At 72.7% G+C, this 22,042-nt stretch carries 19 protein-coding genes; 6 read left to right on the plus strand and 13 right to left on the minus strand.

Annotated features, from left to right (window positions below):
- Positions 1-74: 74 nt before the first annotated feature.
- From hisH to hisD, 4 genes are all read right to left on the minus strand, one after another.
- On the minus strand, positions 75-701 hold the full coding sequence (gene hisH / locus FHU30_RS17775) for an imidazole glycerol phosphate synthase subunit HisH (protein WP_253878030.1): 627 nt from the start codon (positions 699-701) through the stop codon (positions 75-77).
- Between the two features lie 92 nt (positions 702-793).
- Positions 794-1,387 (minus strand): imidazoleglycerol-phosphate dehydratase HisB, encoded by a 594-nt coding sequence (hisB, locus tag FHU30_RS17780; protein ID WP_253877086.1) that lies wholly within the window; start codon positions 1,385-1,387, stop codon positions 794-796.
- Positions 1,384-2,472 (minus strand): histidinol-phosphate transaminase, encoded by a 1,089-nt coding sequence (locus FHU30_RS17785; protein WP_253877087.1) that lies wholly within the window; start codon positions 2,470-2,472, stop codon positions 1,384-1,386. Before FHU30_RS17785 ends, hisB begins: the two co-directional genes overlap by 4 nt.
- On the minus strand, positions 2,469-3,776 hold the full coding sequence (gene hisD, locus FHU30_RS17790) for a histidinol dehydrogenase (RefSeq protein ID WP_253877088.1): 1,308 nt from the start codon (positions 3,774-3,776) through the stop codon (positions 2,469-2,471). Before hisD ends, FHU30_RS17785 begins: the two co-directional genes overlap by 4 nt.
- Before the next feature lie 196 nt (positions 3,777-3,972).
- Here hisD and FHU30_RS17795 point away from each other — a divergent pair, with 196 nt between their 5' ends.
- Positions 3,973-4,506, plus strand: coding sequence for a hypothetical protein (locus tag FHU30_RS17795; RefSeq protein WP_253877089.1), 534 nt, complete (start codon positions 3,973-3,975; stop codon positions 4,504-4,506).
- 248 nt (positions 4,507-4,754) lie between these two features.
- Here FHU30_RS17795 and FHU30_RS17800 read toward each other — a convergent pair whose 3' ends face one another.
- Both FHU30_RS17800 and FHU30_RS17805 read right to left on the minus strand, forming a co-directional pair.
- Positions 4,755-5,576, minus strand: coding sequence for a PhzF family phenazine biosynthesis protein (locus FHU30_RS17800; protein WP_253877090.1), 822 nt, complete (start codon positions 5,574-5,576; stop codon positions 4,755-4,757).
- Between the two features lie 334 nt (positions 5,577-5,910).
- Positions 5,911-6,156: a hypothetical protein gene (locus FHU30_RS17805; RefSeq protein ID WP_253877091.1), complete on the minus strand. Its 246-nt coding sequence runs from the start codon at positions 6,154-6,156 to the stop codon at positions 5,911-5,913.
- Positions 6,157-6,408: 252 nt separating this feature from the next.
- Between FHU30_RS17805 and FHU30_RS17810 the strand changes: the two genes are divergently transcribed.
- Positions 6,409-7,332: an LON peptidase substrate-binding domain-containing protein gene (locus tag FHU30_RS17810; protein ID WP_253877093.1), complete on the plus strand. Its 924-nt coding sequence runs from the start codon at positions 6,409-6,411 to the stop codon at positions 7,330-7,332.
- Positions 7,333-7,373: 41 nt separating this feature from the next.
- Positions 7,374-7,874, plus strand: a complete 501-nt coding sequence (ybaK, locus tag FHU30_RS17815; RefSeq protein ID WP_253877095.1) for a Cys-tRNA(Pro) deacylase — start codon at positions 7,374-7,376, stop codon at positions 7,872-7,874.
- Here the strand turns inward: ybaK and FHU30_RS17820 are convergent.
- Positions 7,758-8,615 carry a hypothetical protein gene (locus FHU30_RS17820; protein WP_253877097.1) on the minus strand — a complete coding sequence of 286 codons (858 nt, stop codon included), beginning with the start codon at positions 8,613-8,615 and terminating at the stop codon, positions 7,758-7,760. The genes ybaK and FHU30_RS17820 overlap by 117 nt on opposite strands.
- A 203-nt stretch (positions 8,616-8,818) precedes the next feature.
- On the opposite strand from FHU30_RS17820, the gene FHU30_RS17825 reads away from it, so the two are divergent.
- Both FHU30_RS17825 and FHU30_RS17830 read left to right on the plus strand, forming a co-directional pair.
- Positions 8,819-9,547, plus strand: coding sequence for a DUF6882 domain-containing protein (locus tag FHU30_RS17825; RefSeq protein ID WP_253877099.1), 729 nt, complete (start codon positions 8,819-8,821; stop codon positions 9,545-9,547).
- 341 nt (positions 9,548-9,888) lie between these two features.
- Positions 9,889-10,773, plus strand: coding sequence for an LLM class flavin-dependent oxidoreductase (locus FHU30_RS17830; protein ID WP_253877101.1), 885 nt, complete (start codon positions 9,889-9,891; stop codon positions 10,771-10,773).
- Positions 10,774-10,836: 63 nt separating this feature from the next.
- Here FHU30_RS17830 and dnaE read toward each other — a convergent pair whose 3' ends face one another.
- Positions 10,837-14,367: a DNA polymerase III subunit alpha gene (gene dnaE, locus FHU30_RS17835; protein WP_253877103.1), complete on the minus strand. Its 3,531-nt coding sequence runs from the start codon at positions 14,365-14,367 to the stop codon at positions 10,837-10,839.
- A 1,012-nt stretch (positions 14,368-15,379) separates the two neighbouring features.
- Positions 15,380-16,567 carry an AI-2E family transporter gene (locus FHU30_RS17840; RefSeq protein ID WP_253877105.1) on the minus strand — a complete coding sequence of 396 codons (1,188 nt, stop codon included), beginning with the start codon at positions 16,565-16,567 and terminating at the stop codon, positions 15,380-15,382.
- Between the two features lie 196 nt (positions 16,568-16,763).
- Here FHU30_RS17840 and FHU30_RS17845 point away from each other — a divergent pair, with 196 nt between their 5' ends.
- A complete protein-coding gene (locus FHU30_RS17845; RefSeq protein ID WP_301323339.1) occupies positions 16,764-17,093 on the plus strand; it encodes a chorismate mutase in 330 nt (109 codons plus the stop codon).
- A 342-nt stretch (positions 17,094-17,435) separates the two neighbouring features.
- On the opposite strand, the gene FHU30_RS17850 is transcribed toward FHU30_RS17845, so the two are convergent.
- The 4 genes from FHU30_RS17850 to FHU30_RS17865 all read right to left on the minus strand — a co-directional run bounded on the left by FHU30_RS17850 (position 17,436) and on the right by FHU30_RS17865 (position 21,395).
- Entirely contained in the window at positions 17,436-18,878 is a 1,443-nt protein-coding gene (locus tag FHU30_RS17850) for an amino acid permease (protein ID WP_253877109.1), read from the minus strand.
- A 562-nt stretch (positions 18,879-19,440) separates the two neighbouring features.
- Positions 19,441-20,370, minus strand: a complete 930-nt coding sequence (locus tag FHU30_RS17855) for an RluA family pseudouridine synthase (protein WP_253877111.1) — start codon at positions 20,368-20,370, stop codon at positions 19,441-19,443.
- Positions 20,367-21,017 carry a signal peptidase II gene (lspA, locus tag FHU30_RS17860; RefSeq protein ID WP_253877113.1) on the minus strand — a complete coding sequence of 217 codons (651 nt, stop codon included), beginning with the start codon at positions 21,015-21,017 and terminating at the stop codon, positions 20,367-20,369. Before lspA ends, FHU30_RS17855 begins: the two co-directional genes overlap by 4 nt.
- Positions 21,018-21,395, minus strand: coding sequence for a TraR/DksA family transcriptional regulator (locus tag FHU30_RS17865; RefSeq protein WP_253878032.1), 378 nt, complete (start codon positions 21,393-21,395; stop codon positions 21,018-21,020).
- Between the last annotated feature and the right edge of the window lie 647 nt (positions 21,396-22,042).

The following is a 22,042-nucleotide window of genomic DNA, read 5'->3' on the forward strand; positions in this document are numbered from 1 at the left end:
GAAAGGGACCCTTACCAGGAAGGACGGGTGGATCAGGACGAGACGGGTGAAACAAGGACGGGACGGACGGTCGGTCAGACCGTGGCGAGCCAGTTCTCCAGCAGCTGCGCCCCGGCGTCGCCGGACTTCTCCGGATGGAACTGGGTCGCGAACAGCGGGCCGTTCTCGACGGCCGCGACGAAGCGGTCCCCGTGCTCGGCCCAGGTGACCAGCGGCGGCTTGATGTTGCCGGTCGGGTCGGGCTCCAGCTCCCACGTGCGCACCCCGTAAGAATGCACGAAGTAGAACCGGGCGTCCGCGCCGAGCCCGGCGAACAGCTGCGAGCCGGGGGGCGCGTCCACGGTGTTCCAGCCCATGTGCGGCAGGATCGGCGCGTCCAGCCGCTCGACCGTGCCGGGCCACTCGTGGCAGCCCTCGGTCGTGACGCCGTGCTCGACGCCCTTCGCGAACAGGATCTGCATGCCGACGCAGATGCCGAGCACCGGACGGCCGCCCGCCAGGCGCCGTCCGATGATCCGCTCGCCCTTGATCTTCCGCAGCCCGGCCATGCACGCCTCGAACGCGCCGACCCCGGGGACGACCAGGCCGTCCGCTTCGAGCGCGGCGTCGAAGTCGGAGGTCACGGTGACGTCCGCGCCGTGCCGCGCGATCGCCCGCTCGGCCGAGCGCAGGTTCCCCGACCCGTAGTCGAGCACGACGATCCTCTTCGCGCGCCCACCGCCCGCGCCCGCTGCGCTCGTGTCCGCACCTGCCGCTGCGCCCGTGCCTGCGGCTGAGCCGGTGCCCGGGGCGGTCACAGGGCGCCCTTGGTGGACGGGATGCCGTGCACCTTCGGGTCGAACGCGACGGCGTCGCGCAGCGCCCGCGCGAGCGCCTTGAACTGCGCCTCGACGATGTGGTGCGCGTTGCGCCCGTACGGGACGTGGACGTGCAGGCAGACGCCCGCGTTCGCCACGAACGACTCCAGGATGTGCCGGGTCATCGTCGTGTCGTACTCGGGGCCGATCATCGGCGCCATTCCCTCGGGCTCGCTGTGCACCAGGTACGGGCGGCCCGCGATGTCCACGGTGACCTGCGCGAGCGCCTCGTCCAGCGGGACGGAGGCGTTGGCGAACCGGCGGATGCCGGCCTTGTCGCCGAGCGCCTGCCGGAACGCCTGCCCGAGCGCGATCGCGGTGTCCTCGATCGTGTGGTGGCTGTCGATGTACAGGTCGCCGGTCGTCTTCACGGTGAGGTCGAACGAGCCGTGCTTGCCGAGCTGGGCGAGCATGTGGTCGTAGAAGCCAACGCCGGTCGCGACCTCCACCTCACCGGTCCCGTCGAGGTCGAGCTCGACGAAGACCTCGGTCTCCTTGGTCCCCCGCGAGACCCTGCCCGTGCGGCTCACTGGCTCTCCTTCAAAGCGGTCTGGAAGGCGGCCATCTCCGCGGGGGTGCCGACGCTGACCCGCAGCCACTCGGGCGGTCCCACCTCCCGGATCAGGACGCCCCGGTCGAGCATCCCCTGCCACACCTCGCGGCGGTCGGGGAACGTCCCGAATAGGACGAAGTTGGCGTCGGAGTCGGCGACGCGGAACCCCTCGCCGCGCAGCCACTCCACGATGGCGTCGCGCTCGCGGCGCAGCGCGTCCACCGAGCCGAGCAGCTCGGCGGCGTGCGCGAGCGCGGTGCGCGCGACGGCCTGCGTCACGGCCGACAGGTGGTACGGCAGCCGGACGAGCAGCAGCGCGTCGATCACCGCCGGGTCGGCGGCGAGGTAGCCCAGGCGCGTCCCGGCCATCGCGAACGCCTTCGACATCGTCCGGGTGACGATCAGGCGCGGGTGGCCGTCCAGCAGGGTCAGCGCGGACGGCGTCCCGGCGCGGCGGAACTCGGCGTACGCCTCGTCCACCACGACCATGCCGGGGGCCGCGTCCAGGACGGCCTCGATCGCGGCGAGCGGCAGCGCGGTGCCGGTCGGATTGTTCGGCGAGGTCAGGAACACGATGTCCGGCTGGTGCTCGCGGACGGCGCGGACCGCGGCCTCGGGCTCCAGCCCGAAGTCCTCGTCGCGGAACGCGTTCACCCAGCCGGTGCCGGTGACCTCGGTGATGATCGGGTGCATCGAGTAGGACGGCTCGAAGCCGAGCGCCGTCCGGCCGTGCCCGCCGAACGCCTGCAGGATCTGCTGGATGATCTCGTTCGAGCCGTTCGCGGCCCAGACCTGCCGTCCGGTCAGCCCGATCCCGGGCGTGTCGGAGTTGAGGAACGCCGCCAGGCCCTCGCGCAGCGCGACGGCGTCGCGGTCCGGATAGCGGTTCAGCGAGCCCGCGACGTCCATGACGGCCTCGCCGAGCGCCTTCACGAGCGCCTCGGACGGCGGGTACGGGTTCTCGTTGGTGTTCAGCGCGTGCGGGACGTCCAGCTGGGGTGCCCCGTAGGGCTCCCGGCCCCGCAGGTCGTCGCGGATGGGGAGTTCGGAGAGGGAAGTCAAGAGGGGATCTCCCAGTTGAAGCGGGCCTTCATCGCGGCCCCGTGGGCGGGCAGGTCCTCGGCCTCGGCGAGCGTCACCACGCGCGCGGTGGCGTCCGCGAGGGCGGTCTCGTCGTACTTCACGACATGGACGCCGCGCAGGAACGACTGGACCGACAGGCCGGACGAATGGCAGGCGCATCCGCCGGTCGGCAGGACATGGTTGGAGCCCGCCAGGTAGTCCCCCAGCGATACGGGCGCGTACGCCCCGACGAAGACCGCCCCGGCGTTCCTGACCCGGGCCGCGACGGCGTCGGCGTCCGCGGTCTGGATCTCCAGGTGCTCGGCGGCGTAGGCGTCGACGACCTTGAGGCCGGCGTCCACGTCGTCCACCAGGACGATGCCGGACTGGCGGCCCGCGAGGGCCTCGGTGATCCGCTCGGTGTGCCGGGTGCGGTCCACCTGGGCCTTCAGCTCGGCCTCGACCGCGTCCGCCAGCTCGGGCGAGTCGGTGACCAGGACGGCCGCGGCGAGCACGTCGTGCTCGGCCTGGCTGATCAGGTCGGCGGCGACGTGCACCGGGTCGGCGGTGCGGTCGGCGAGCACGGCGATCTCGGTCGGGCCGGCCTCGGAGTCGATCCCGATCACGCCCTTGAGCAGGCGCTTGGCCGCCGCGACCCAGATGTTGCCGGGACCGGTGACCAGGTCGGCGCGCGGGCACTCCTCGGTGCCGTAGGCGAACATCGCGACCGCCTGGGCGCCGCCGGCGGCGTACACCTCGTCCACGCCGAGCAGCGCGCACGCCGCCAGGATGGTCGGGTGCGGCAGGCCGCCGAAGTCGCGCTGGGCAGGCGAGGTGACCGCGAGGGAGCCGACCCCCGCCTCCTGCGCGGGGACGACGTTCATGACGACGCTGGACGGGTAGACGGCGCGTCCGCCCGGCACGTACAGGCCGACGCGGCTGACCGGGACCCACCGCTCGGTGACGGTGCCGCCCGGGACGACCTGCGTGGTCACGTCGGTGCGGCGCTGGTCGCGGTGCACCTTGCGGGCACGCCGGATCGACTCCTCCAGCGCGTCCTTTACGGCCGGGTCGAGCTCGGCGAGGGCCTTCTCGATCTCCGCGACCGGCACGCGGGTGCTCTCCAGCTCGACCCCGTCGAACTGCCGGGTGTACTCCCGCACCGCCGAAGCCCCATGATGGCGCACGTTCTCGCAGATGGGCCGCACCTTCTCAAGGGCGGCCTCGACGTCGAGCTCGGCGCGGGGCAGCACGGAGCGCAGGTCGCCGGGAAGCGAGCCGCGCAGGTCGATACGGGAGATCACCCTGCCAGTCTACGGATGCCGTCCAACCGCCGAGGGACCGTCTCGCCTGCCGAGACGCTCATCACGGGCATTTCCGGGACGCCTGTGACGCATGCGACAAATGTGCAACCAGTCGGCGGTGGCGCGCGTCTCTCTCTGCGCCAGACTCCCCCAACCAGAATCCCCCAACCAGACTCCCTCAACCGGAAGAGGTTCCATGCGTAGAACGACGGTGGTCGCGGTCGCCGCGACGGCCATGATCGGCGGGGCCGGCCTCGCCGCCGCCCCGGCGAACGCCTCGGAGGTCACCTCCGCCAAGGCGTCCTTCGGGCGGCTGACCGAGTTCAGCACGCCGACCGGCGGGCTGTTCTACACGGCCAGCGCCGCGGAGGCCAAGCTCGCGGTCTCCAAGTACAAGTTCCGCCCGACCGGCGCGAAGCTGGGCTACCTCAGCGCCAAGCCGTTCCGCGGCGGCCTGCCCCTCTACCGGCTGCGGACGGCCGGAAAGAGCGCGAACTACCTGGTCACGATGTCCACCAAGGAGCGGAACAAGCTCGTGGCGAGCCACCGGTTCCGCTACGAGGGCGTCCTCGGGTACGCCTCGTCCAAGCCCGCTGCCACCCGCACGCTGCTGCTCCGGGTGAACAACGGCAAGGTCTGGAAGCTGGCGCTCAAGTCCCAGTACCCGTGGCTGAAGAAGCACGGCTACCACCTGGACGGCCCCCTGGGCTACGTCTGGTACCGCGCCTGACAAGCCCCCGGCACGGCGCGCGCGGCGGCTCGCTCGACGCGCGCGCGGTGCCACGCCTGACGGACGCCCGGCGCGGCGCCCGGCGCGGCGCTTGACGAGCGGGCGGTGGCTCGCTTGACGATGCTCACGCCCCGGATCCCGCCCTCCCAGTGCGGGAGCCGGGGCGTAGCACGTTCCAAAGGCGACTTCCGATCACGGACGGCTCGCGTTACGCCGTCCGCTCCCGCAAAGGCGCCTCCGACGGTCGGTTAGGCGGTGAGGCTGCCGTCCAGGACGGTCACGGCGGTTCCGGTGAGGACGACCCGGTCACCGCGCAGTTCCGTCCGGACATATCCGCCGCGCTCGGACGCCTGGTAGCCGGTCAGGAGGTCGCCGCGGCCGAGGCGGGCGGCCCAGAACGGCGCCAGGGCGCAGTGCGCCGAGCCGGTCACCGGGTCCTCGCCGTCCCCGAGGAGCGAGCGGGCGCCGAAGAACCGGGACACGAAGTCGTGGTCGGCGCCCGGCTCGGCGGCGGCCGTGACGATCACCCCGCGCGCGTCGACCGTGCCCAGCGCCGCGATGTCCGGGGTGAGCGTCCGGACGGTCTTGGCATCGGCGACCAGGGCGAACACGTCGTTCACCGGCGTCCGCCCGGTCCAGGAGACGGGGGCGCCGAGGGCGGCGGACAGGCCGTCCACCTCGGGGATCTCCTCGGGCGGGCAGGCCGGGAAGTCCATCGCCAGCCCGCCGCCAGCGGGCGAGGGCGTCACGGTCAGCACGCCGCTGTGCAGGGTGCGGAACCGCAGCGGACGGTCCGGCGCGGCCGTCCCCGTGGTGAACAGGGCGTGCGCGGAGGCCAGCGTCGCGTGCCCGCACAGCACGACCTCGACGACCGGGGTGAACCAGCGCAGCTCGTAGTCGGCGTCCGGATCGTCCTGCAGCGGACGGACGAACGCGGTCTCGGAGTGCTTCATCTCGGCGGCGACCCGCTGCATCCATTCCGGGTCCGCGGGGGCGTCGAGCAGGCAGACCCCGGCGGGGTTGCCCGCGAACGGGCGCTCGGCAAAGGCGTCCACGACCAGCAGTCTCATGCCTGCGACGCTAACCGCGCCGTCCCCTCCGCAAAACGGCCAATCCACACCAATGGACTGTTCCCCGCCACACACCCCCACCCCAGCACAACCCCGCGAGCGCGCCCCCAACGCGGCCCCGAGCACGGGCCCGGATGCGGAGACGGACGCGGTCCGGCGCGCGGCCAGCGTGGCCGGAGCCGGGTGCGGATCCGGTGCGGGGACGAGCGCGGGCCCGGACGCGGCCCGGGGTGCGAGACCCGCGGGCCCGGGATGCGAGACCCGCGGCCCGGGGTGCGAGACCGATGCGGGGCCGGGCGCGGGCCGGGCGCGGGACGGGCGTGTGGGACGGGGGTTAGGCGCGGATGGTGTGGCGGGCCAGGGCGGTCAGGCGGGCGCGGACGGGGACTCGGTCGGCGCCGGGCGTGGCGGGGGCCGGGGCTTGGTCGGCGCGGGGGGCGGGGGCGTGGCGGAAGTCGTGGCCGGGCGCGGTCTCGTCGCAGTAGTGCGCGTCCCAGCGGCGCGGGCAGGCGACGATCCAGCCGAGCACGAAGCCCACGGCCAGGCTCGCCACCCCCATCATGAGCAGGTTGAGCCACATTGTCGGGCGCTCTCCAGGTCTTTCCGGGGGGCGAACCCCCCGGGACGTGGCACGACGTTAGCGGCACGCAGGGCCCGCCACCGGCGGTTTTACCTGGACTGGCCCAGGGTGACCATAAATCCATGCCCCGTTCCGGCCACGGCGGAGTGCCCGTCGCGCTCCTGTCGCCCGCCGCATGCGGCGACGTAGTCTGGCGGGAAGGGCACCTGTCGCGCCCGACGGCCCCGGACGGCCACGAGTGGGGAGGACGCGATGACCGATCGGATCGCCCTGTTCCCGCTGAGCGCGGTGCTGTTCCCCGGTGTCGTCCTGCCGCTGCATTTGTTCGAGGACCGGTACCGCGCGCTGCTCTCCGACCTGATGGACGGCCCGGAGCCGCGCCGCTTCGGAGTGATCGCGCTGGAGCTGGGCCGCGACACCGACGACTTCGGCGGCCCCAGCGCCCCCGCCCACCCCGATGATCCCGGTGCCTCCGACCGCCCCGGCGGCCCCGGCGGCGCGGGCGGACCCGGCGGCGCGGGCGAACTCGGCGGGCCGGGCGGACTCGGCGGGCCGGGCGAACTCGGCGGGCCCGGCGGACTCGGCGGCGCGGGCGGACCCGGCGGGCCCGGCGGACTCGGCGGCCCGGGTGGGCTCGGTGGGGCGGGCGCGTCGGATGGGCTTGGCGGACCAGAGACGCCAGGGGCGGCGGTGACACCGCGGCTGGCAGAGGTCGGCTGCATCGCCGAGCTGCACGAGGTCGTCCCGCTGCCGGACGGCCGGTTCGACGTCGTGACGGTCGGCGGGCGGCGCTTCCGGCTGAAGGAGCTGGACCGTTCCCGGCCCTACCTGCGCGGGGACGTGGAGTTCCTGCCGGAGGAGCCCGGCGCGGCGGGCGGCGATCTGGTCCGGCGCGTCCGGCGGCTGTTCCATCTGTACCGGCACCGGCTCGCGGCGGCCGGCGCGGACGCGGGCGACCCGGCCGAGCTGCCGGACGACCCGGTCGCGCTGTCCTACCTGGTCGCGGCGGCGACCGTGCTCGACCCGGCGGACAAGCAGCGGCTGCTCGCCGCCGAGGACGCCGCGCACCGGCTGCGCGCCGAGCGCGACCTGCTGCTCCGCGAGACCCGCCTGCTGGACGCGCTGCCGACCGTCCCCGCCGGGCAGTTCCTGGACCCCTCGTTCCATCCCAACTGACCCGGCCGCCGTCTGATCACCATTTGCGGCAGACTGGGCGCATGGCGAAGGGGAAGAAGCAGCAGGGCGGCACCGGGACCCCGGCCACGGTCGCCGCGGCGAACGCGAAGGTCGAGTTCCGGCTGCACCCCTACGAGGTGGATCCCGACGCCGAGTCGTACGGCGCGGCCGCCGCCGACGCGCTCGGCATCGACCACGACCGGATCTTCAAGACGCTGCTGGCCGAGGTGGACGGCAGGCTCACGGTCGGGGTCGTCCCGGTGTCGGCCTCGCTGGACCTGAAGGCCCTCGCGTCCGCCGCCGGGGGCAAGAAGGCGCAGATGGCCGATCCGCAGGACGCCGAGCGCGCCACCGGCTACGTGGTCGGCGGGATCAGCCCGCTCGGCCAGAGGAAGCGCCTGCCGACCGTGATCGACGCGTCGGTGTCAGCTCTTGCGACCGTCTACGTCTCGGCCGGGCGGCGCGGACTCCAGATCGAGCTCGCCCCCGCCGACCTTGTCCGTCTTACCGGCGCCCGGCTCGCCCCCATCGCGCGCCGCTAGCCCACCGTCGCCATCGCGCGCCGCCAGCCCATCGTCGCTGTCGCGCGCCGCCAGCCCGCCCTCGCCATCGCGCGCCGCCAATCCGCCCTCGCCGCCGCCGGGGCGCCCGCCGTCCTCGATCGCCTGCCCGCCACCGCCGGGGTGCCGACCGTCTCCGATCGCCTGTCCTCCGTCGCCGCCGGGGTGCCCGCCGTCCTCGACCGCCTGTCCGCCACCGCCGTCAGCGGGGTGGTCGCCGGTGTCCGCGGCCGGGAGCCGCTTGACGATCATCTCCAGGACGGCGTACGCGCCGACCGCCAGCAGCGGCCAGAACACCAGGACGCCGCGGGCGCGCAGGTCGGCCGGGCCGTTCACCTCGGTCCCGTCCGTCCCGGTGCGGACGACGTGCTGGTAGTGCGACAGCCCGAACTGGTGGCCGACCCACCAGGCGAGCAGCGCCGCCGCCGTGCCGCCGGCCGCCAGGCCCGCGATCAGCGGGATGTCGTTGTCGCGTCCACCGAACCGGTAGGCGACCACGCCGCACAAAAGCCCCGCCACGATGCCGATCAGGGCAAACCGGGCGTCGGTGCCGATCGGGCCCTGGCCCTCGCCGTCGGAGATGAAGGGCTCGCCGCGCAGGACGACGAAGCCGACCGTGGGCGCGAGCGCATGCCACAGCACGCCGGCGAGCGGGCCGAGCACCGCGACCACCACGGTGGTGACCGCGAAGGTCCGCACCGCTCTGAGGGACCGTCCCCGCACGTCGTACGCTCCTCACGGGCCCGCGTTCCGCGCCCGTCGCCGTCCGTTACCGATCAACAGCGAAAGCCTAGCCCGCCCGGGTGCCGCCGACGACCGTACCCCCGCCGCCCGCGCGCCGCCCCCGGACGGACGGGGAACGGGTGCGTTCTTTCGCCGGATTCCCCCCACCGGAGCGCCGTTTTCTTGAGATAATGTTGCCCGACATGTCCGGATTCAGCCCCGCGTTCGAGCGCCTCGGCGCCGCCCTCTCCGCGGTCGTCCTGCAGCAGCAGGAGACGCTCGCGGAGTTCCTGCCGCGCGAGGACTGGAGCGCCGACCTGACCGCGCGCAGCTACACCAGCGGCGGCGTCACCGTCCGCGTCGCGCTGCTCGGCAGCTACGCCACCCGCGAGCGCACCTGGCTGTGGGGCTGGGCCAACCCGCAGTTCGGCGAGGACCACCCCGCCGTCGTCCCCACCCTGCCGATCCGGACGCTCGGCGAGCGGCTCGGCATCCCCGAGTTCACCACGCCCGAGGTCGACCTGTCCTGGTACGAGGGACCCGCCGGGCACGGCGGCGAGCTGGTCGCCATGGCGGCCGGCGGCGTCCTCGGAGGCGGCGGCTACATCGGCGCGGGCTACGACGGCGGCTCTGCCTACCTGCACGTGGACGACCCGCAGGCGCCGCCCGCCGGCTGGGACCCGGTCCCCGTCGCCCGCCTCCTCGCCAACGCGACCAGCCTGTTCGGACGCGAGCCCCGGCTCACCCTCGCCCGCCTGCTCAGCCAGCACCGCGTGCCCTACCGCCAGCGCGGCGACGTCACCGAGGTCTACCTCCCCGGCGGCGGCACCGCCCGCGCCGTCTTCGACAACCGCGGCCGCTTCGCCCGCTGGGAAGCCGACCTCACCCCCACCCCCGTCCCAGCCCCCCAAACCGCCCCCCTCGTCCACTAACCCACGCACGCACCGCTGAGGCATCCCGCCCTCCGCCGAGGCAGCCTGCCCGCCACTGACGCGCCCCCGCTCGTCCGTTCACGCCTCCCGCTCATCCGCGGAGACGCCCCGCCCGCCACCGACGCATCCCGCCGTCCGCCGGGGCAGCCTGCTCGCCCGCCAACGCCTCCCACTCGCACGCTTACGCTTTCCGCCCACTGAGGCGTCCGCCCCATCGACACGCGCTGCGCGCCCGGCCCGCCGCCGATCGGGGCATGTTGCCGGACGGCCAGGGGGTCGCGCCGCGGGCTTGCGGGACCTCGGGCGGGCTTTGCCGATCATGCTCGGCTAGGTTGCGGTGCATGCGATTCGGGATCCAACTCAACCCCACGGCGAGCGGGCTGGACGACCTCCGCGCGCTCGCCCGCCAGGCCGACGCGGCCGGGCTCGACCTGCTCGGCGTCCAGGACCACCCCTACGCGGCCGACCTGGCCGACACGTTCGCGGTGATGGCGACCGTCCTCGCCGAGACCGAGCGGCTGACCGTCTTCCCGGACGTGGCGTCCCTGCCGCTGCGCGGGCCCGCCATGCTCGGCAAGCAGGCGGCCACGCTGGACCTGCTCAGCGGCGGACGGTTCGAGCTCGCGCTCGGCGCGGGCGCGTTCTGGCCCGCGATCGCGGCGATGGGCGGGCCGTCCCGCACCAACCCCGAGGCGCTGGCCGCGCTCGCCGAGGCCATCGAGATCGTCCGCGCGATGTGGCGGACGGGCGAGACCGTCCGGTCCGAGGGCGAGTACTACACGGTCAAGGGCGTGCACGCCGGGCCCGCGCCCGCGCACCCCGTCGGCATCTGGCTCGGCAGCGTCGGCCCGCGCGCGCTCGCGCTGACGGGCCGCGTCGCCGACGGCTGGGCCGCGCCCATCCCGCACTACCTGAACTACGAGAAGTGGCCCGAGGCGCAGCGGATCATCACCGACGCCGCCGTCGAGGCGGGCCGCGACCCGGGCTCGATCATGCGGATGGCGCAGCTGGTCGGGCACATCGAGGACGCCCCCACCGGTCCGCCCGTCCTCGAAGGCGAGAACCCGATCCGCGCGGACGCCGCGACCTGGGCCCGCGTCCTCGCCGACCTCGCGCAGGACGGCTTCGACACCTTCGTGTACTGGCCCGAGCACGCCAACGAGCACCAGCTCCGCCTCTGGACGGACGAGGTCGTCCCCGCGACCCGCGACCTGCTCGCCTCCTGACAGGCCAAGGGGCCGGACGGTCATCCCGTCCGGCCCCTTGGCCATGTTCTGCCGCGGTGCAGGTCAGCTGAGGCAGGACGGGCCCAGGAGTTGCTTCAGGTCGCCCATCAGGGCTGGGGACGGGGCTACGCGCAGGCGGTCGTCCAGGCGGACGACCGTGGTGCGGGGGCCGTTCTGGATGTGCAGGTGCACCTCGGAGTGGCCCGGGTAGGTGGTCAGGACCTCCTTGAGGCGGCTGACGACCGGCGGGACGCAGCGGCCGATCGGGAGGGTCACGGCGAGCGGGCCGACCGAGTCGGTGACGGTGAGGTCCGGCTGGGTGACCTCCATCGCGATGATCTTCGCGACGTCCTCGCGGCGGTCCAGGCGGCCCTTGACCACCAGGATCGCGTCCTCGGCCAGCAGCGTGGAGCACAGCTGGTAGGACGACGGGAAGCACATCACCTCGATCGCGCCGCCGAGGTCCTCCAGCTGGAACATGGCCCAGGAGTTGCCCTGCTTGGTGACCTTGCGCTGCAGGCCGCTGAGCAGGCCCGCGACGACCACGACCTGGCCGTCCGGGCGCTCGCCCTCGTTCAGCGACGCGATCGAGCAGTCGGCCTCGCGCTCCAGCACGTGCTCGATGCCGAGCAGCGGGTGGTCGGAGACGTAGAGGCCGAGCATCTCCCGCTCGAACGAGAGCAGGGTGGTCTTGTCCCACTCCTCGTCCTCGGGGATCGCGACGGCGAACGCGTCCTCGCCCGACTCGTCCTCCAGGGCGCCGAACAGGGAGTCCTGCCCGATCGCCTCCTTGCGCTTGATGTCGATGACCGAGTCGATCGCCTGCTCGTGCACCATCAGCAGCGCCTTGCGCTGGTGCCCGAGCTCGTCGAACCCGCCCGCCTTGATCAGCGACTCGACCACGCGCTTGTTGCAGACCTGCGTGGGCACCTTGTTCAGGAAGTCGTTGAAGTCGGTGTAGTCGCCCTTCTCGCGGCGCGCGGCGATGATGCCGTCCACCACGTTCACGCCGACGTTGCGGACGGCGCTCAGCCCGAACCGGATCTCCTTCTCGCCGATCGGGGTGAAGTCGGCCTCGGAGGTGTTGACGTCCGGCGGGAGCACCTTGATGCCCATGCGGCGGCACTCGTTCAGGTACAGGGCGCTCTTGTCCTTGTCGTCGCCGACGGAGGTGAGCAGCGCCGCCATGTACTCGGCCGCGTGGTTGGCCTTCAGGTAGGCCGTCCAGTAAGAGACCAGGCCGTACGCCGCCGAGTGCGCCTTGTTGAACGCGTAGTCGGAGAACGGGACGAGGATGTCCCACAGCGTCTTCACGGCCTCCTTGGAGAAGCCGTTGTCGATCATGCCCTGCTCGAAGCCCTCGAACTGGGCGTCCAGCTCGGCCTTCTTCTTCTTGCCCATGACGCGGCGGAGCAGGTCCGCCTTGCCGAGCGTGTAGCCCGCGACCTTCTGCGCGATCGACATGACCTGCTCCTGATAGACGATCAGGCCGTAGGTCGTGCCGAGGATCTCGGCCAGCGGCTCCGCCAGCTCCGGGTGGATCGGGGTGATCTCCTGCTGGCCGTTCTTGCGCAGCGCGTAGTTGGTGTGCGAGTTCGCGCCCATCGGGCCGGGCCGGTAGAGCGCGCCGACGGCGGAGATGTCCTCGAACTCGGTGGGCTTCATCAGCCGCAGCAGCGACCGCATGCCGCCGCCGTCCAGCTGGAACACGCCCAGGGTGTCGCCGCGGCCGAGCAGCTCGTAGGTGGGCCGGTCGTCCAGCGGGATCTTCAGCAGGTCGAGGTCGATGCCCTTGTTCTTCTTGATGTTGTCGACCGCGTCCTGGATGATCGTCAGGTTCCGCAGGCCGAGGAAGTCCATCTTCAGCAGGCCGAGCGTCTCGCAGGTCGGGTAGTCGAACTGCGTGATGATCGCGCCGTCGGAGTCGCGCCGCATCACCGGCACGTGGTCGGTGATCGTCTCACCGCTCATGATCACGCCGGCCGCGTGCACGCCGGTCTGCCGGATCAGCCCCTCCAGGCCCTGCGCGAGGTCGATGACCTGCTTGACGTCGGTCTCCTCCTCGTACAGCTTGCGCAGCTCGCCGGCCTCGTTGTAGCGCGGGTGCTTGTCGTCGAAGATGCCGGAGAGCGGGATGTCCTTGCCCATGACGGCGGGCGGGAACGCCTTGGAGATGCGGTCGCCGAGCGCGTACGGGAAGCCCAGGACGCGGCCCGCGTCCTTCACGGCGGCCTTCGCCTTGATGGTGCCGAACGTGGCGATGTAGGCGACCTTGTCGGCGCCCCACTTCTCGGTGGTGTACCGGATGGCCTCGGCCCGCCGGTCTTCAGGGAAGTCGATGTCGATGTCGGGCATCGACGCGCGCTCGGGGTTCAGGAACCGCTCGAAGATCAGCCCGTGCGGGATCGGGTCGAGGTCGGTGATGCCCATCGCGTACGCGACCAGCGAGCCCGCCGCGCTGCCTCGGCCCGGCCCGACCAGGATGCCGTTGCGCTTGGACCACATGATGAAGTCGGCCACGACGAGGAAGTACGACGGGTACCCCTTGCCGATGATGACGCCCATCTCGTACTCGGCCTGCTCCTTGTACCCGTCGGGGAGGCCGTCCGGGAACCGCTGCTCCAGGCCCTTCCAGACCTCCTTGCGGAACCAGGTCTCCTCGGACTCGCCCTCCGGGACCGGGAACTTCGGGCTGAGGTCGCGGAACTCGAACATTCCGGCCGGATCGACCCTCTCCGCGATCAGGAGGGTGTTGCGGCAGCCCTCCTGCCAGGCGTCGGAGGTGTCGATCGAGCGCATCTCGTCGGCGGACTTGATGTAGTAGCCGCTGCCGTCGAAGCGGAACCGGTCCGGGTCGGCGAGCTGCTTGCCGACCTGGACGCACAGCAGCGCATCGTGCGCGGTCGCCTCGGACTCGTGCGTGTAGTGCGAGTCGTTGGTGACGACCGGCTTGATGTCGAGCCGCTTGCCGATCTCCAGCAGGCCGTCGCGGACGCGGCGCTCGATGTCGAGGCCGTGGTCCATCAGCTCCAGGAAGTAGTTCTCCTTGCCGAAGATGTCCTGGAAGTTCGCGGCGGCCTGCAGCGCCTCGTCGAACTGGCCGAGCCGCAGCCGGGTCTGGATCTTGCCGGACGGGCAGCCGGTCGTGGCCATCAGGCCCTCGGAGTGCTCGGCGAGCAGCTCCTCGTCCATCCGCGCGTACTTGAAGACGAACCCCTCCATGTACGCGCGCGAGGAGAGCTTGAACAGGTTGTGCAGGCCCTGCCGGTTGCGCGCCCAGATCGTCTTGTGGTTGATCAGACCGCCGCCGGACACGTCGTCGCGCTTCTGCGACGGGTCGCCCCAGGTGACCTTCTTCTTGTGGAAGCGCGACTCGGGGGCCATGTAGCTCTCGATGCCGATGACCGGGACGACCCCGACGCCCGTCGCCTGCTTCCAGAAGTCGTAGGCGCCGTGCATGTTGCCGTGGTCGGTCATGGCGATCGCGGGCATCTTCTGCCGCTCGACCTCGGCGAACATCTGCTTCAGCCGGGCGGCGCCGTCCAGCATGGAGTACTCCGTATGGACATGCAGATGTACGAACGAGTCTGCCACGGCTGACGCGCCTCCTGATTGTCTCGCATGCGACCGCCCGCGTGCGGGGCGGCACGCGTTGCGGCTCGGTCCTGGCCCGGGGAAGACCGCCGCCCTGGAATCCCTCCGGGACGACGTGGCTCCAAGAGCCTAACGCCGCCCGCCGACACTCCGGACCCCGACACGCAGACGCCCGCCTTGCCGGAAATCAGGCGACCATTCCGCCCCGAACCCCATGATCGCCAAGCCCGCCCGGCACTGGCGCCTGTCCGAATGCGGCCACCCCACTCCAACCCCCCGACACCCGCCCGCGACCGCCCCACCTCCAGACCCCGGACGGCGCGCGCGGATGCCCCGCCACCCGCCCAGGACGCCCTCGCCCGCACAGAACGACCTCCCCGGAGGCCCGCCTCCGACCCGCACGGCCTGCAGCCCGCCACCCGGACTAGGGCGACGTGCACGGACCCCCGCCCCTTGCAGCGGACGACCTACGCGAACGCCCCGCCCCAGCAGCTGCCGACCTGCCCGAACGCCCCTGCCCGACAGGGACAACGTGCGCGGACGCCCCGCCCCGACAGGGGACGGCGCGCGCAGACGCCCCGGCCCCGACGGGGGCGGCGTGCACGGACGCCCCGGCCCCGACAGCGGACGGGGTGCGCAGACGCTCCGCCCCGACAGGGGGCGGCCTGCGCGGACGCCCCAGCGCGGCAGCGGACGGCCTACGCGGACGCCCGGCCCCGACGGGGGGCGGCATGCGCGGACGCCCGGCCCCGACGGGGGGCGGCATGCGCGGATGCCCCGGCCCCGACAGCGGGCGGGGTGCGCAGACGCCCGTCCCAGCAGCGGACGGGGTGCACGGACGCTCAGCCCCGGCAGGGGACGGCGTGCGCGGACGCCCGGCCCCGGTGGGGGGCGGCATGCGCGGATGCCCCGGCCCCGACAGCGGGCGGAGTGCGCAGACGCCCCGGCCCAGCAGCGGACGGAGTGTGCGGGCGCCCCGTCCCGGGGCCGGACGGCGTGGGTGGGCGGGTGGTCAGGTGCCTTCGGGTTCGGGTGGGGGGGTGACGGTGGGGGTCGCTCGGGCCGGGGTGTCCGGGTCGTCCGGTGGGCCCTCGGGATCTTCGGCCGGGGTCGGTTCGGGATCGCCTCTCAGCGCGGGCCAGGCCCGGTAGACGACGGCGACGATCGGCACCGCCACGGCCGCGCCGGGGATGCCCGCCAGGACGCCGCCGACCGTGATCGCGAGGATCACGGCGAGCGGGTGCAGCCGGACCCAGCGGCCCACCACCATCGGCTGCAGCAGGTGCGACTCCAGCTGGTGCTCGACCAGCAGGATGCCGAGGAAGATCAGCGCCGCGACGCCGCCCTTGGCGCCGAACGTCACCGCGACCGCGAGGCCGCCGCCGACGAAGATCCCGACGATCGGGATGAAGCTGCCCAGGAAGATCACCACGGCCAGCGGCGCGACCAGCGGGACGCCCATGACGGCCAGCACGATCGCGAGCACCACGGCGTGGATCGCGGCCACCAGGCAGGTGCCGTGGACGTACTGGGAGAGCGTCTCCCAGGCGGCGCGTCCCGCCCGGTCGATGCGGCCGCGGTACCGGCCGGAGCCGCTGATCGTCCAGCGCCAGATGTTCGGGCCGTCCTTGAGCAGGAAGAACGTCACGAACAGCAGGAAGACGATCGCGGCCAGCGCCTCCAGGGTCGCGGTGCCCCAGTCCAGCGCGGTGCTGGCCAGCTTGCCGCGCCGCGCCTCGATCCACTTGGTGCCCTGGTCGACCGCGTCGGTCAGCTTCGAGTGCTGGACGTGCAGCGGGCCGTTCTCCAGCCAGTGCTGGACGGACTTGGAGGTGTCCTGCACCTCCGAGACCAGCTTCGGAAACTCTTCGTTCGCCTGGATGCCGACGTAGGTCCCGATGCCGCCGAGGACGGCCAGTGCGAACAGCAGCGTCAGCCACGTCGCGGCCAGCGGACTCAGGCCGAGCCGCTGGAACCGGACGGTGAGCGGCCGCAGCAGCGCGGTCAGGAACAGCGCGACCGCGCACGGCAGGAAGACGATCTTGAGCGTGCCGACGACCCGGGACAGGCCGTAGACCAGGATCCCGATCGCGATCAGCCGCCAGGCCCACGCCGCCGCCGAGCTCAGCAGCGGCGGAACCATCGGCGAACCGCGTCCGCCCGCCGCCTGGTGGTCGGCCGTCGTCCGATCGTTGGCCACTGCGCGCCCCGTCCGTGCATGGTCCCGGAAACCGTCTGGGCCAAGGTTATGCGTCTTCGGGGTGGTGTGGTGTGTTCGGGCAGGCGAGCGCCGTGCCGTCTCAGCCGTTGAGACGATCGTTTTGAGGATTGGCGTGCGGCGACGGCGTCCCAGTAGCATCGCGGGCGTGGCACGCGGACCCGGGACGAGCGAGGAGCTGCGGATCGGCCTGCCCGATCCGGCCGAGATCACCGACCTCGCCGCGGCGCGGGAGGCGATCGACACCATCGACGGCGCGCTCGCCGCCCTGCTGGCGCGCCGCGCGGCGGTCGCTGCCGTGGTGCAGCGGCTCAAGCCCGTCGGCGGCTTCGCCGGACGCAACCCCGAACGCGAGCGCCAGATCGTCGCGGCGATGGCCGAACGCGCACCCGCCCTCGGCGAGGAGCGGCTCGCCCGCATCATGAACGCGGTGATCGAGGCCGGCCTGGAAGCAGCCGCCGAAGCGCCCACCACCGAATCGGCCCAAGAGTCGGCACCCGCCTCCTGACCCCACGTCCGATCAGTCGCCCACGAACGCTCATCCGAGCAGGCCACCTGAACGAACATCAGGTCAGACCACCAAGAACGAACATCCGATCAGGTCGCCGCGAACGACCGTCGACCGCTCAAAGCGCCACGCGAACGAGCGACCGCTCAAAGCGCCGCCCGAACGAACCTCCGCTCAAAGCGCCACGCGAACGAGCGTCCGACCAAAGCCCCGCGCGAACGAACCTCCGCCCAAAGCACAGCGTGAACGAGCGTCCGATCAACGGGCCACGTGGACGAACGTCCGATCAATGGGCCGAGTGGACGAGCGTTCGGTCAAATGGTCGGGTGGACGAGCGTTCGGTCAGGTGCGCGTGGCGGCGGTGCGGCGGCGGTTGATCAGTTTCCAGCCGGTGAACAGGAACACCGCCAGGAACGGGATCGCGGCGACCGCCCACTGCTGCTCGCTGTCGAACACCATCAGGCAGACGATGACCAGTAGGAACGCGAGGGTCACCCAGTTGGTGTAGGGCGAACCGGGCATCCGGTAGTCGGGCCGCCGCACCTCGCCGCGAGCCGCAGCCCGCCGGAACCGGATCTGCGCGTACAGCAGCGTCGCCCAGGTCGTCAGAACGCCCAGGGACGCGATGGACGTCGCGATCTCGAACGCCTTGTGCGGCACGAACACGTTCAGAACGACCCCGGCGAAGTAGACCACCGATGTGAACAGGATCCCGCCGTACGGGACGTGCCGGGACGACATCCTCCCCGTGAACGCCGGCGCCTCGCCGCGCTGCGACAGCGACCGCAGGATCCGTCCGGTCGAGTACAGGCCCGAGTTGCACGACGACAGCGCGGCAGTGAGGACGACCAGGTTCATGATGCCGCCGATGCCCGGCACCCCGAGGTAGGCGAACACCGTCACGAACGGGCTCTGGTCGGGCTGGTACACCACCCACGGCAGGACGACGACCAGCAGGAACACCGCGCCGACGTAGAACAGCGCGATCCGCGCGACCACGCCGTTGATCGCGCGCGGCATGACCTTGCGCGGGTCCTGCGCCTCCCCGGCGGAGATGCCGACCATCTCGATCGCGGCGTAGGCGAAGATCACGCCTTGCAGGCTGAGCAGCACCGCCCACAGCCCCTTCGGCCAGAACCCGCCGCTGTTCACCAGGTTCGGCAGCTCGGCGTGGTAGGTCGGGCCGACCCCGGCGTGCGTGGCCACCAGGACGATCCCGACGACCAGGAAGGCCAGGATCGCCAGGACCTTCAGGGCCGCGAACCAGAACTCCAGCTCGCCGAACATCCGCACCGACACCAGGTTCACGGCCAGCAGCGCCGACAGCGCGACCAGCGCCGACAGCCACTGCGGGAAGTCCGGCGCCCAGTAGTGGACGTAGATCCCGACCGCGGTGATCTCCGCGACGCCGGTCATGGCCCAGTTCAGCCAGTACATCCAGCCGCTGGCGTACCCGGCCCAGTCGCCGATGAAGTCGCGCGCGTAGGCGACGAAGCTGCCCGCGGTCGGCTTGTAGATGACCAGCTCGCCGAGCGCGCGCATCACGAAGAACGCGGCCAGCCCGGCCGCCGCGTACGCCAGCACCAGCGCCGGACCCGTGTTGTGCAGCCGCTGCGAGGTGCCGAGGAACAGCCCGACGCCGATCGCCCCGCCCATCGCGATCATCTGGACGTGCCGGGGCTTCAGCGACTTGTGGTAGCCCTCGTCCTCCGGCAGCACCTCCGGCGGCAGCCCGGCCCGCGGCCCCCCGGGGCCGCCGGCCTCACCCTGTCGCTCGTCGGTCACGCGCACCCCCGTCGCCTCGTCCGCCGCCGGACCGTGGCGCCGGGACGCAGGCAGTGGTACCCGGCCCCATCACCGCAGACCCCCAAACGAAGATCAAGACTCGGAGGCCCCCACCCGACCGCCGCCCAGGCCCCGCACCCCGCGCCGGACGCCGGTCAGGGCCTGCATCCCGCGTACGGGCGCCACTCAGGGCGCCCGCAGCCGGGCTGCGGGTCTGGTCCCGGAGGCGGGCCCCCGCTCAGGGCCCGGGAGCAGGCGCCGCTCAAGGCCCGAGGCAGGCGCCGCTGAGGACCCACCCGGTTGGGGGTCAGGAGCCGGGGGCGGGACGCCGTGCTCAGGGGCCGAGGGCGGACGCCGCTCAGGGAGCGGGCGGGTGCCGGGCGGAGGCCGCACAAGTGGGGAGCCAGGTGCCGCTCAGGGCCCGGGAGCAGGCGCCGCTCAGGCCCCAGGGCAGGCGCACAGGCCAGCGCCGTGCTCAGGGGCCGGGGGCGAGCGCCGCTCGGGGGCCGGGGCGGGTGCTGCTCGGGGGGCTGGGGGTGGCGCCAGTCAGGGACAGGGTGGGTCAGGATTCAGAGGCTACGATTTCTAGGGCGTGGGCTAGGTCTTGGGGGTAGGGGCTTTCGAACTCGACCCAGTCGCCCTGGACGGGGTGCTCGAAGCCCAGGCGGACGGCGTGCAGCCACTGGCGCTTCAGGCCGAGCCTGGCGGCGAGCGTCGGGTCGGCGCCGTAGGCCATGTCCCCCACGATCGGGTGCCGGACGGCGGACATGTGGACGCGGATCTGGTGCGTCCGGCCGGTCTCCAGGTCGACGTCCAGCAGCGACGCGGCGCGGAACGCCTCGACCGTGTCGTAGTGCGTCACCGACGGCTTGCCGCCCGCGACGACGGCGAATCGGCCGTCGTGCGAGGGGTGCCGGTCGATCGGGGCGTCCACGGTGCCGCGGAACGGGTCCGGATGGCCTTGGACGAGCGCCTGGTAGCGCTTGTCGATGCGGCGCTCCTTGAACGCGCGCTTCAGCCGCGAGTAGGCGATCTCGCTCTTCGCGACGACCATCGCGCCGGTGGTGTTGGCGTCCAGCCGGTGGACGATGCCCTGCCGCTCGGACGCGCCGGACGTCGCGATCGTGTGCCCGGCGCCGAGCAGCCCGCCGAGGACGGTCTGGCCCGTCCAGCCGACCGTCGGGTGCGCGGCGACGCCGATCGGCTTGTTCACCACGACGATGTCGTCGTCCTCGTAGAGGATGCCCATGCCCGGCACCGGCTCGGCCACCGGGACGGGCGCGGAGGGCGGCGGCGGGAGCGTGACCTCCAGCCAGGAGCCGCCGGTCACCCGGTCGGACTTGGACACCTGGCTGCCGTCGAGCAGGACGTCCCCGGCGGCGATGATGTCGGCGGCGCGGCTGCGCGACAGCCCGAACAGCCGGGCCAGGGCCGCGTCGACGCGCTCGCCCTCCAGGCCGTCCGGGACGGGGAGGCTGCGCACGTCGCTCACGCGGCGTCCTCCTTCTCGCCGGAGCCCTCGCCGGTGCCGCCGCGCCCCTCGCGCCTGTCGTCCGAGACGCGGGTGCCGTCCACCTGGAGGCCGCGCGCGGCGAGCAGCACGGCCAGCGCGCCGCCGCAGCAGATCGCCGAGTCGGCCAGGTTGAAGACCGGCCAGTGCGGCAGCTCGATCCAGTCGACGACGTGCCCCTTGAACAGCCCCGGCGCCCTGAACACCCGGTCGCCCAGGTTGCCGAGCGCGCCGCCCAGCAGCAGGCCGAGGCAGACCGCCCACGGGATGCTGCGCAGGTTGCGGGCCGTCCGGACGATCGCCACGACCACGCCGGCCGCGATGATCGTGAAGATGAACGTGTAGCCCGTGCCGATCGAGAACGCGGCCCCGCTGTTGCGGGTCTGCCGCAGCGTCAGCAGCCCGCCGAGCAGCCGGACGGTCTCACCGTCCCGCAGCGTCGCCACCACGACGATCTTGGACACGATGTCGGCGGCGAGCGCCAGGGCGGCGACCGCCACCAGCACGCCGACGCGGCGCGGCCGCGCGCGCCCGCCGTCCTCCCGGGGGGTGGGGCCGGCGCCCCGCTCGTCACTCAGTGGGGCTCCTCGCGTCTCCGGCGTCTCGGCCGGCGGGCTGGCTGAGGTCATTCAGCGACGTTCCTCGCGTTGTTTGCAGGTCACGCACAGCGTGGCGCGGGGGTATGCCTGCAGGCGGGCCTTGCCGATCGGCTTGCCGCACGACTCGCACACCCCGTACGTCCCGGCGTCCATGCGCTGGATGGCCCGCTCGTTCTGGGCGAGCAGGTCACGGGAATTGTAGGTCAGGGAGAGCTCGTGTTCGCGCTCGTAGGTCTTGGCGCCCGCGTCGGCCTGGTCGTCGCCGGCGCCCTCGCCGCCCTCGTCGGCGATGTGCGAGGACAGCTCGGCGATCTCCGCTTCGAGGGCGGTGATGTCGGCGGTGAGGCCGGCGCGGACGTCGGCGAGCTCGCTCTCGGTCCAGTTGCCCTCGCCGTGGCGGACGGGCAGGGCGGCCGCGTTCGACTTCGCGGCAGGGGCCTTGGCCTTGGGTTTCGCGGCCTTGACCGGGGTCTCCGCCGGTGTCTTGGCCTTGGTGGCGGTCTTGGTGGCGGTCTTGGCCTTGGCGGGCGTCTTGGCGGGGGTTTTCGCGGGAGGCTTGGCCTTGGCGGCCTTGCGCTTGGCGGACGGGCGGGTGGTGTGGGACGCGGCCTCGCCGGTCCCCCTCGCGCTGGACTTCTCAACGGACGGTGCGGGCAGCATGAGGGACCCCGTTTCCCCTGGCGGCGGCGGTCCGGACGGTGCGTCCGGCCCGAGTACAGCCCGACATATGCCCGGTGCCCCCGCGCCGAGAAACCCCCGGTTCGGCAGCGATGCCCAAGCTTTGCCCGTGTGACGCACCTCACATGAATTCGCGCGGCGCGGTAGGCGGCGCGGTCGCGGCGCGGCCCGTGGCGCGGTTATCGGGAAGAGTTCGGGGGCGGCGTGCGTTACGCTCGGTCCCAGCAGTCTTGTCGGCAGGCGAAGATGGGGACACCTGCCGCCGCAGGCAGTCAGGAGCGACCCGGGGACGGTGCGAGCCCGGGGACGAGCGCGGCGGTCTGATCACCCCGGAGCCGCCGGAGGAACGGCCCGTCCCGGGCCCAGTAGAACCGGCA

It is taken from the genome of Actinomadura rupiterrae (genome assembly GCF_024172125.1).
Classification (GTDB): Bacteria; Actinomycetota; Actinomycetes; order Streptosporangiales; family Streptosporangiaceae; genus Spirillospora; species Spirillospora rupiterrae.

What these genes read in the sequence shown, in the direction of transcription:
- lspA (WP_253877113.1), bottom strand. Translation starts at nt 21,017, where the DNA reads ATGACCTCAGCCAGCCCGCCGGCCGAGACGCCGGAGACGCGAGGAGCC.
- FHU30_RS17805 (WP_253877091.1), bottom strand. Translation starts at nt 6,156, where the DNA reads ATGTGGCTCAACCTGCTCATGATGGGGGTGGCGAGCCTGGCCGTGGGC.
- ybaK (WP_253877095.1), top strand. Translation starts at nt 7,374, where the DNA reads ATGGCGAAGGGGAAGAAGCAGCAGGGCGGCACCGGGACCCCGGCCACG.
- FHU30_RS17830 (WP_253877101.1), top strand. Translation starts at nt 9,889, where the DNA reads ATGCGATTCGGGATCCAACTCAACCCCACGGCGAGCGGGCTGGACGAC.
- FHU30_RS17795 (WP_253877089.1), top strand. Translation starts at nt 3,973, where the DNA reads ATGCGTAGAACGACGGTGGTCGCGGTCGCCGCGACGGCCATGATCGGC.
- FHU30_RS17800 (WP_253877090.1), bottom strand. Translation starts at nt 5,576, where the DNA reads ATGAGACTGCTGGTCGTGGACGCCTTTGCCGAGCGCCCGTTCGCGGGC.
- FHU30_RS17825 (WP_253877099.1), top strand. Translation starts at nt 8,819, where the DNA reads ATGTCCGGATTCAGCCCCGCGTTCGAGCGCCTCGGCGCCGCCCTCTCC.
- FHU30_RS17810 (WP_253877093.1), top strand. Translation starts at nt 6,409, where the DNA reads ATGACCGATCGGATCGCCCTGTTCCCGCTGAGCGCGGTGCTGTTCCCC.